This window comes from Phenylobacterium aquaticum, assembly GCF_947378715.1.
In the GTDB taxonomy this organism is placed as follows: domain Bacteria; phylum Pseudomonadota; class Alphaproteobacteria; order Caulobacterales; family Caulobacteraceae; genus Phenylobacterium; species Phenylobacterium aquaticum_A.
Window position 1 is genome coordinate 1 of sequence record NZ_CANCLE010000173.1, and the last position, 7545, is coordinate 7545.

Consider the following 7545-nt stretch of genomic DNA (forward strand, 5'->3'; position numbering starts at 1 on the left):
GAGGCGCCGGTGACGCGCAGCCGGTCACGCTCCGGCTCCCAGAGCCAGAGGGCGACGTCCGCGGCGCCCAACGCTTCCAGCGTCGTCGTGGCGTCCCAGATCCAACGGTCGTTCGGCATCGCCTCAAGACTTCCGGCCGCAACCCGCCGGCGAGCGGGAATGAACTGCTCTAGACCGACACACCCTCGTCCGGGCCATCATGCGCGCGAAGCGGCGACACAAGCCCGAACAGGACATGATCGCGCCAGACGCCGTTAATTTTCAGATAAGCCTTGGCGAAGCCCTCCTCTGCGAACCCGGCCCGGTTGAGCAGCCGCCGCGAGGGCTGGTTCTCCGGCAGGCAGGCGGCCTCCAGGCGATGCAGGGCCAGGCTGCGGAACGAGAACAGCACCAGGGCGCGCACGGCGTTCAGGGTAAGCCCCTGGCGCGCATAGGGTTTTCCGCACCAATAGCCGACCGATCCCATCTGGGCGACGCCGCGTCGGACATTGGAGAGGGTGATGCCGCCGGTCAGCGCGCCGTCCTGGGCGCGGAACACGAAGAACGGATAGGCCGAGCCCACCTCGCGGTCGCGCGCATAGGCGGTCAGTCTGCGCCGAAAGGCCGCTCGACTGAGATCATCGACCGGCCAGGTCGGCTCCCAGGGCTGCAGGAACTCCCGCGAGCGGGCGCGCAGGTCGCGCCACTCCGGATAGTCGCTGGCCTTGGGCGGACGCAGGAAGATCCCGTCCCCCTCCACGCGTAGGCCGCTTTCCGGCGCGATCCAGTCCAGCAGGGCCATGGGGCGCAGCCTCGCCTGATTTGCGCGGGCGTCAATCCCCGAGATCAGCGGCGATCAGCCGAACAGGGCGCGGGGGAAGGCCTCGGCGGCCTTCAGGGCGGACTTGGGACCCAGGACGCTGACCGCGGCCCGGCCGCTCGCCAATAGGCCGGAGCCGATGCGGATCAGATCGGGGGCCTCGACCTGGTCGATGTCGCGGGCGACCTCCTCCGGCGTCAGCACCCGGCCGAACAGCAGGACCTGGCCCGCCGCCTGCTCGGCGCGGGACAGGGGCGACTCGCGGGCCATGAACAGGCCGGCCTTCAACTGGGCCTTGGCGCGGGAAAGCTCGGCCGCCTCGACCCGCTGGGCCAGGCCCATGATCTCGCCGGCCGCCACCTTGGCCAGCTCGGCGGCGTCAGAGGCCGCGCAGCCTGCGAACACCCCCATCACCCCGGTCTCGGCATAGGTTTCGGCATAGGCGTCGACCGCATAGGCCAGGCCGCGCTTCTCGCGGGCTTCCTGGAACAGCCGCGAGGCCATGCCGCCGCCCAGGATCTCGGCGAACAGGCGCAGGGCGAAATAGTCCTCGTGCAGCACGCCCACGGTCGGCAGCAGGAAGACCAGATTGGCCTGCTCCAGCCGCTTGGCCTCGACCACTGCGCCGCCGGTGAAGGTTCCTGGCGGCGGCTCGGCGGCGCCCTGGCCGCTGGCCGCGCCGAAGTCGCGTTCGGCCAGCCGCAGGACCTCTTCCTCGTCCACCGCGCCGGAGGCGGCGAAGATCAGGGTCTGGGGGGCGTAGAGCTCGCTGCGCCAGGCGGCGAGGGTCTCCGGCGTGGCTGGGGCGATGGAGGCGTCGGTGCCCAGGATCGACCGACCCAGGGGCTGGTCGCCAAAGGCCGCAGACTGGGCCATCTCGAAGACGATGTCGTCGGGAGTGTCGGCCGCCTCGGCGATTTCCTGGCCCACCACCTGCTTCTCGCGGGTCAGGTCGGCGGCGTCGATATTGGGGCGCAGGACCAGGTCGGCCAGCACATGGGATCCCAGGTCGAGCCCGCCGGCCAGGGCGCGGACCTGGAAGCTGGTGCGTTCATAGCCGGTGGCGGCGTTGACCTGGCCGCCCTCGGCCTCGATCACCTCGACGATCTCGCGGGCCGAGCGGTCGCCCGCGCCCTTGAAGACCATGTGTTCCAGGAGGTGCGACCAGCCGGAACGCTCGGCGTCCTCGAACCGGGCGCCGCGACCGGCGACGACGGACAGGGCGACGGTCTGCAGGCCGGGCATGGGGTCGCAGACGACCCGCACGCCATTGGACAGGGTGTGGAGGCTGGCCAAGCCCGCCTCAGGCCTCCGCGAAGGCGCGGACATAGGCCTTGATGACCTCCGCGTCGGCCGGCAGCCGGTCATAGCGCTCGGACTTGCCGGCCAGGGACAGGGCCTTGCGCGGCATGACCGGGGTCTCGCCGGTGGCCGCGTGGACCGCTTCAGGGAACTTGGCGGCGTGGGCGGTGGACAGCACCACCACGGGGCTGGTGTGGTCGCGCAGCCGGCGGAAGGCGGCGACGGCCACGGCGGTGTGCGGATCGATCATCTCGCCGGTCTCGTTCAGGGTGGCGACGATGGTGCGGCTGGTGTCGCCCTCGCCCACCGCTACGCCGACGAAGGTCTCGCGCATGATGGCCAGGGCCTGGGGCGGGATGTTGATGACCCCGGTCTCGCCGAACGCCTTGAAGGCCCGGGCGGTCTCCACCCCATCGCGGCGGACGCACTCGTAATAGAGCCGCTCGAAGTTCGAAGCCGACTGGATATCCATGGCCGGCGACTGGGTCTCGGCTACGACGCCCCGGACATAGCGGCCCTCCTCGAAGGCGCGGGCCAGGATGTCGTTGGAATTGGTGGCGATGATGATCCGCGAGATCGGCAGACCCATGCGCTTGGCCACGAAGCCGGCGAAGCCGTCGCCGAAATTGCCTGAGGGCACACAGAACGACACCTCGCGGTGCGGCGCGCCCAGGGCCACGGCGGTGGTGAAGTAATAGACCGACTGGGCGACGATGCGGGCGAAGTTGATCGAATTGACCGCCGACAGCCCCACCGACTGCTTCAGCGCCTGGTCGCCGAGCGCGTCCTTGAGGATCGCCTGGCAGTCGTCGAAGGTGCCGGCCACGGCCACGCAGCGGACGTTGGATTCCGCCGCCGTGGTCATGAAACGGCGCTGCACCTCGCTGATGCGGCCATCCGGGAACATGGCGACGATGCGGGTGTTGGCGCGGCCGCGGAAGGCCTCGACGGCGGCGCCGCCGGTGTCGCCGGAGGTGGCGCAGAGAATGGTCTGGGTGCGCTTCTGGGCGCCCAGCACATGGTCGGACAGCCGGGCCAGCAGCTGCATGGCCACGTCCTTGAAGGCCAGGCTCGGGCCATGGAACAGCTCGGCCAGGAACCCGCCCGGCGCGATCTGCACCAGGGGCGCGACGGCGGAGTGGGTGAAGCTGGCATAGGCCTCGGCGCACATCTCGGCCAGGATGTCGGCCGGGATCTCATCGCCGGTGAAGCGGCCCAGCACGGCGGTCGCCACCTCGGCATAGGGCTTGCCGGCGAAGGCGGACATCTCCTCGTGGGAGAAGGTCGGCCACTCTTCGGGAACATAGAGACCGCCGTCGGGCGCCAGGCCCGCCAGGATCGCGTCGACAAAGCCGACCGAGGGCGACTGCCCCCGCGTGGAGACGTACCGCATCAACCCTTCCACTTGCGCCAGAGGAGCGCGGCATAGACGCCCGCCAGGGCGGCGGCAAGGCCGAACCAGGTCAGGGCGTATTCGAGGTGCCGATTGGGAATCTCGGCGGGCACCGGGGCCGGGACCAGGGCCGGCCAGTCGGGATTGGTCGGGGTCTCGGCCATCAGCACCTGGGGCGCCGGACGGGCAGCGCCCAGCGCCTGGGCCATCGCCTTGGCGTCGCGCCAGTACCAGTGGTTCTTGGCCACCTCATTGGGCGGGGTGACGAAGGTCGGCTTGTCGGGGCGGCGCAGCACCCCGGTCAGGGTGAAGGGCGTGGCGTCGGCGGCGTCGACCGGAGGCCGCGCCGAGACGCTCCCCGACACGAAGCCCCGGTCGACCAGGATCGCGTCATAGCCACCCTCGGCGACCTTGCAGGCCGAGATCAGCCTCAGGCCCGCCTCGCCCTCGCGGACGGCGTAGAGTTCGAGGAACGGCTTCTTAGCCAGGCCGGGGCATTGGACGATCACCCGGGTGAAGTCGGCGTCGCCGCCGGCCGCCATGTCGACCAGGGCGCCGGCCAGGGGCCGGGCGGGGGCGGCCTGCAGGGCGGCGATCCGCGCCAGCAGGGCTTCCTTCCAGGCCAGGCGCTTCACCTGCCAGACGCCCAGGCCGATCAGGATGGTGAAAGCGATGGCCGCGGCGATCGTCAGGCCGATCGGGAAGCGCCGGGATGGTTCAGTCGTCATGCCGGGCTTCGGAGGCCTTGTTGGCGAACTGGGCCGCCAGCATCAGGCCCTTCATCGGGCGCAGCAGCCCCAGGCACACCACCACCGTCAGCGGCAGCCAGATGATCAGATGCACCCAGATGGGGGGATGGATGGTGAATTCGACATAGACGGCGGCGAAGGCCACCAGGAAGCCGGCGATCATGATCACGAAGACGGCGGGGCCGTCGCCGGAATCGCCCTTGGCCAGGTCATAGCCGCAGGCCTCGCAGGACTTGGAGACGGTGAGGAACCCCTCGAACAGAGGTCCCTCGCCGCAATTGGGGCAGCGACCAGCCAGGCCCGCCAGCAGCGGATTATGACCGGTCGCCATGTCCCTAGCCGGCCGTCACGGCGCCGCCGAAGATCACGTAGATGAACGCGAACAGGAACAGCCAGACGACGTCGACGAAGTGCCAGTACCAGGCCGCCGCCTCGAAGCCGAAATGCTGCTTCGGGGTGAAGGCGCCGCCCATCAGACGGATCAGGCAGACCGTCAGGAAGATGGTGCCGATCAGCACGTGGAAGCCGTGGAAGCCGGTGGCCATGAAGAAGGACGAGCCATAGAGGCCGGCGCTCGAGGCTTCTTCCGAGAAGAAGTACTTGTGCTCGAGAATGTGGTTGTACTCGAAGGCCTGGATGGAGGTGAACATCACGCCCAGCAGGATGGTCAGGATCAGCCCGATCTTGGCGCCCTTGCGGTCACCGACCTGCAGCGCGTGGTGCGACCAGGTCACCGTGGTGCCCGAGAGCAGCAGGGTCAGGGTGTTGACCAGCGGCAGGTTCCAGGCGGTCACCGTCTCGACGCCCTTGGGCGGCCAGGTGGCCCAGGCCGTGCGCACTTCCTCGATCGAGGACAGCGTCCGGTGATGGTGGAACAGGGCCATCTCGAAGAAGATCCAGAACCACGCCACGAAGAACATCACCTCCGAGGCGATGAACATGATCATGCCGTAGCGCAGGCCGATCGAGACGACCGGCGTGTGATCGCCCTTGTTGGCTTCCTTGATGACGTCCGACCACCAGCCGAGCATGGTGAACAGGACGCCGGCCAGACCCGCGTAGAACAGCCAGGAAGTGCCTTTTTCCAGGCCAAACAGGCCCTTCATCCAGGTCACCCCGCCCAGCGCCATGATGGTCGCGGAGGCGGAGCCCACCAGCGGCCACGGGCTGGGGTTCACCAGGTGGTAGTCGTGCTTGACGTCGCCCGCAGACATTTCGGTCCTAACCCCTCTCAAAGTCCATGGCCGACTCGTCTTTCCCCAGTCGGCGCAAGATATTTCGCGTCACGCTATAGCCCTGCCCTGGGCGTTCCGCCAAGGGCTGAAGGCGTCTTGGGCTGCGATGCATCGGCGCGTTTGGCGCCGCTGCTCGGTCCCACGGCAGGATAGAAGGTGTAGGAGAGCGTGACCTCCCCCTTGCCCTTGGTGTTCACGTCGCTCGCATATTGCGGATCGACGAAATAGACGACCGGGAATTCGACGGTCTTGCCGGCCGCGATCGTCTGGTCGGAGAAGCAGAAGCACTCGAGCTTCTGGAAGTAGGATCCGGCCTGCTCGGGCACCACATTGTAGACGGCGTGGCCGGTGAGCGGCTTGCTGGAATTGTTGGTGACCTTGAAATAGGCCAGCCCCGTCTCGCCGATCTTGACCTTTTGCGAGGTCTGCTCGGCTGTGAAGGTCCAGGGCAGTTCGTTGACATTGGCGTCGAAGCGGATGGTCAGCGTCTTGCCCAGCACCTCGCCCGGCGCGACCTTGGCCTGGCGGATGGTGCCGTCATAACCGGTCAGCTGGCAGAAGGCCTTGTAGAGCGGCACGGACGCGTAGGCCGCGCCGACCATGCCGAAGAACACCGCCCCGCAGATGAGCGCCACCAGGCGGTTGCGACGGACCGACGGATCGACGGTCTTGGCCGCCGGTGGCGTGGGATCAGAAGGGTTGTTGAGCGACATTGGCGCCGAGCCTGACAAGGGTGACGATGAACACGAGGAGGACGAACAGTCCTAGCCCCAGGGCCAAGGCGATATTGCGGCCACGGCGGGCGCGCGCCGCCTCCGGGCTCTCCAGATTCGGATCACTCACAGCACAGCTCCCATGGCCGGCAGGCCCAGCAGATGCTCCGCCAGCAGGGTGGCGAAAAGCAGGGTGAGATAGAGGATCGAGAAGGCGAACAGATTGCGCGCGTCTTTGGATCCCGCCTTTACGTCATAGAGCCCGTCGTCCTGGCGCTCGTCCGGCGCCTCGCCGGCGCGGCTCTTGAACACCCGCCAGGCCAGGACCAGGAACACCAGTCCGCCCAGCGCCGCCACCGCCAGATAGATCGCCCCGCCCAGGCCGGTCAGGACGGGCAGCAGGCAGATCGGCACGAACAGCAGGCTGTAGATCAGGATCTGCTTGCGGGTCGAGGCCGGGCCGGCGGTCACCGGCATCATCGGCACCCCGGCCTTGGCGTAGTCCTCGCTGGTGTAGAGCGAGAGCGCCCAGAAGTGGGCCGGGGTCCACATGAAGATGATGGCGCAGAGCAGCCAGGCGTTCAGCGGCACGGCGCCCGTCGCCGCCGCCCAGCCGATCACCGGCGGCAGGGCGCCGGCCAGGCCGCCGATGACGATGTTCTGCGGCGTCGAGCGCTTCAACCACATCGTATAGACCACGGCATAGAAGAAGATGGTGAAGGCCAGGAGGCCCGCCGCCAGCCAGTTCACGGTCATGCCCAGCAGCATCACCGAGAACAGGGACAGCACCACGCCCAGCGCCAGGGCGTCGGCGGCCTGGACCCGGCCGGCCGGGACCGGGCGGCCCCGAGTGCGGCGCATCATGCCGTCGATATCGGCGTCGAACCACATGTTCAGGGAGGCCGAGGCGCCAGCCCCCACGGCGATGCAGAACACCGCGATGGCGCCCAGGATCGGATTGATCGGGGCGTTGGCGCAGATCAGGCCGGTGATCGCGGTGAACACCACCAGCGACATGACCCTGGGCTTCATCAGCTGCAGGTAGTCCTGCCAACGGGCAGGCATGGCGGCGCGGGTAGCGGCGGGTGACATCGCCATGGCTCTACTCTCAAAACGGAAGAAGGGCGCGCGCCGGATCGTCCCAGCCCGCGCCCTCTTCGACTTCTTAGTGCCCGGACCTAATGCAGGTCTGGCTTGACCACCGGCAGTTCATTGAACTGGTGGAACGGCGGCGGCGAGGACAGGGTCCATTCGAGGGTCGTGGCGCCCACGCCCCAGGGATTGGCCTCGGCCTTGCGACGACGGATGGCCGCCTCGAAGAGCATGGCCAGGAACACCCCGACCCCGACCAGGG

Annotated in this window: 10 protein-coding genes and 1 pseudogene; all 11 read right to left on the minus strand. The window is 68.4% G+C overall.

Going from position 1 to position 7545, the window contains the following annotated elements; genetic code table 11:
• Positions 1-119: hypothetical protein (locus Q7P21_RS17620; protein ID WP_304178135.1), on the minus strand; the 119-nt coding region annotated here is incomplete at its 3' end.
• A 50-nt stretch (positions 120-169) separates the two neighbouring features.
• Entirely contained in the window at positions 170-781 is a 612-nt protein-coding gene (locus tag Q7P21_RS17625) for a GNAT family N-acetyltransferase (RefSeq protein ID WP_304168067.1), read from the minus strand.
• 54 nt (positions 782-835) lie between these two features.
• Complete coding sequence (locus Q7P21_RS17630; protein ID WP_304168108.1) at positions 836-2044, minus strand: pitrilysin family protein; 1209 nt, start codon at positions 2042-2044, stop codon at positions 836-838.
• 58 nt (positions 2045-2102) lie between these two features.
• Complete coding sequence (gene thrC, locus Q7P21_RS17635; protein WP_304178133.1) at positions 2103-3494, minus strand: threonine synthase; 1392 nt, start codon at positions 3492-3494, stop codon at positions 2103-2105.
• Positions 3494-4222, minus strand: a complete 729-nt coding sequence (locus Q7P21_RS17640) for an SURF1 family protein (RefSeq protein ID WP_304178134.1) — start codon at positions 4220-4222, stop codon at positions 3494-3496. Before Q7P21_RS17640 ends, thrC begins: the two co-directional genes overlap by 1 nt.
• Positions 4212-4574, minus strand: a complete 363-nt coding sequence (locus Q7P21_RS17645) for a DUF983 domain-containing protein (RefSeq protein WP_304171228.1) — start codon at positions 4572-4574, stop codon at positions 4212-4214. Before Q7P21_RS17645 ends, Q7P21_RS17640 begins: the two co-directional genes overlap by 11 nt.
• 4 nt (positions 4575-4578) lie before the next feature.
• Positions 4579-5457, minus strand: a complete 879-nt coding sequence (locus Q7P21_RS17650) for a cytochrome c oxidase subunit 3 (RefSeq protein WP_304171226.1) — start codon at positions 5455-5457, stop codon at positions 4579-4581.
• A 74-nt stretch (positions 5458-5531) separates the two neighbouring features.
• On the minus strand, positions 5532-6191 hold the full coding sequence (locus Q7P21_RS17655) for a cytochrome c oxidase assembly protein (protein ID WP_304171224.1): 660 nt from the start codon (positions 6189-6191) through the stop codon (positions 5532-5534).
• Entirely contained in the window at positions 6169-6321 is a 153-nt protein-coding gene (locus Q7P21_RS17660) for a hypothetical protein (protein ID WP_304171223.1), read from the minus strand. Before Q7P21_RS17660 ends, Q7P21_RS17655 begins: the two co-directional genes overlap by 23 nt.
• The gene (cyoE, locus tag Q7P21_RS17665; RefSeq protein WP_304171221.1) at positions 6318-7289 is read right to left on the minus strand and encodes a heme o synthase; all 972 of its coding nucleotides are present in this window, start codon (positions 7287-7289) and stop codon (positions 6318-6320) included. The genes Q7P21_RS17660 and cyoE overlap by 4 nt, the downstream gene beginning before the upstream one ends.
• 80 nt (positions 7290-7369) lie before the next feature.
• A pseudogene (locus Q7P21_RS17670) lies at positions 7370-7545 on the minus strand (cytochrome c oxidase subunit I); the annotation flags it as partial.

Coding starts and splice junctions, on each gene's coding strand:
- Q7P21_RS17625 (WP_304168067.1), bottom strand. CDS start 781: ATGGCCCTGCTGGACTGGATCGCGCCGGAAAGCGGCCTACGCGTGGAG.
- Q7P21_RS17650 (WP_304171226.1), bottom strand. CDS start 5,457: ATGTCTGCGGGCGACGTCAAGCACGACTACCACCTGGTGAACCCCAGC.
- cyoE (WP_304171221.1), bottom strand. CDS start 7,289: ATGGCGATGTCACCCGCCGCTACCCGCGCCGCCATGCCTGCCCGTTGG.
- Q7P21_RS17640 (WP_304178134.1), bottom strand. CDS start 4,222: ATGACGACTGAACCATCCCGGCGCTTCCCGATCGGCCTGACGATCGCC.
- thrC (WP_304178133.1), bottom strand. CDS start 3,494: ATGCGGTACGTCTCCACGCGGGGGCAGTCGCCCTCGGTCGGCTTTGTC.
- Q7P21_RS17630 (WP_304168108.1), bottom strand. CDS start 2,044: ATGCCCGGCCTGCAGACCGTCGCCCTGTCCGTCGTCGCCGGTCGCGGC.
- Q7P21_RS17645 (WP_304171228.1), bottom strand. CDS start 4,574: ATGGCGACCGGTCATAATCCGCTGCTGGCGGGCCTGGCTGGTCGCTGC.
- Q7P21_RS17655 (WP_304171224.1), bottom strand. CDS start 6,191: ATGTCGCTCAACAACCCTTCTGATCCCACGCCACCGGCGGCCAAGACC.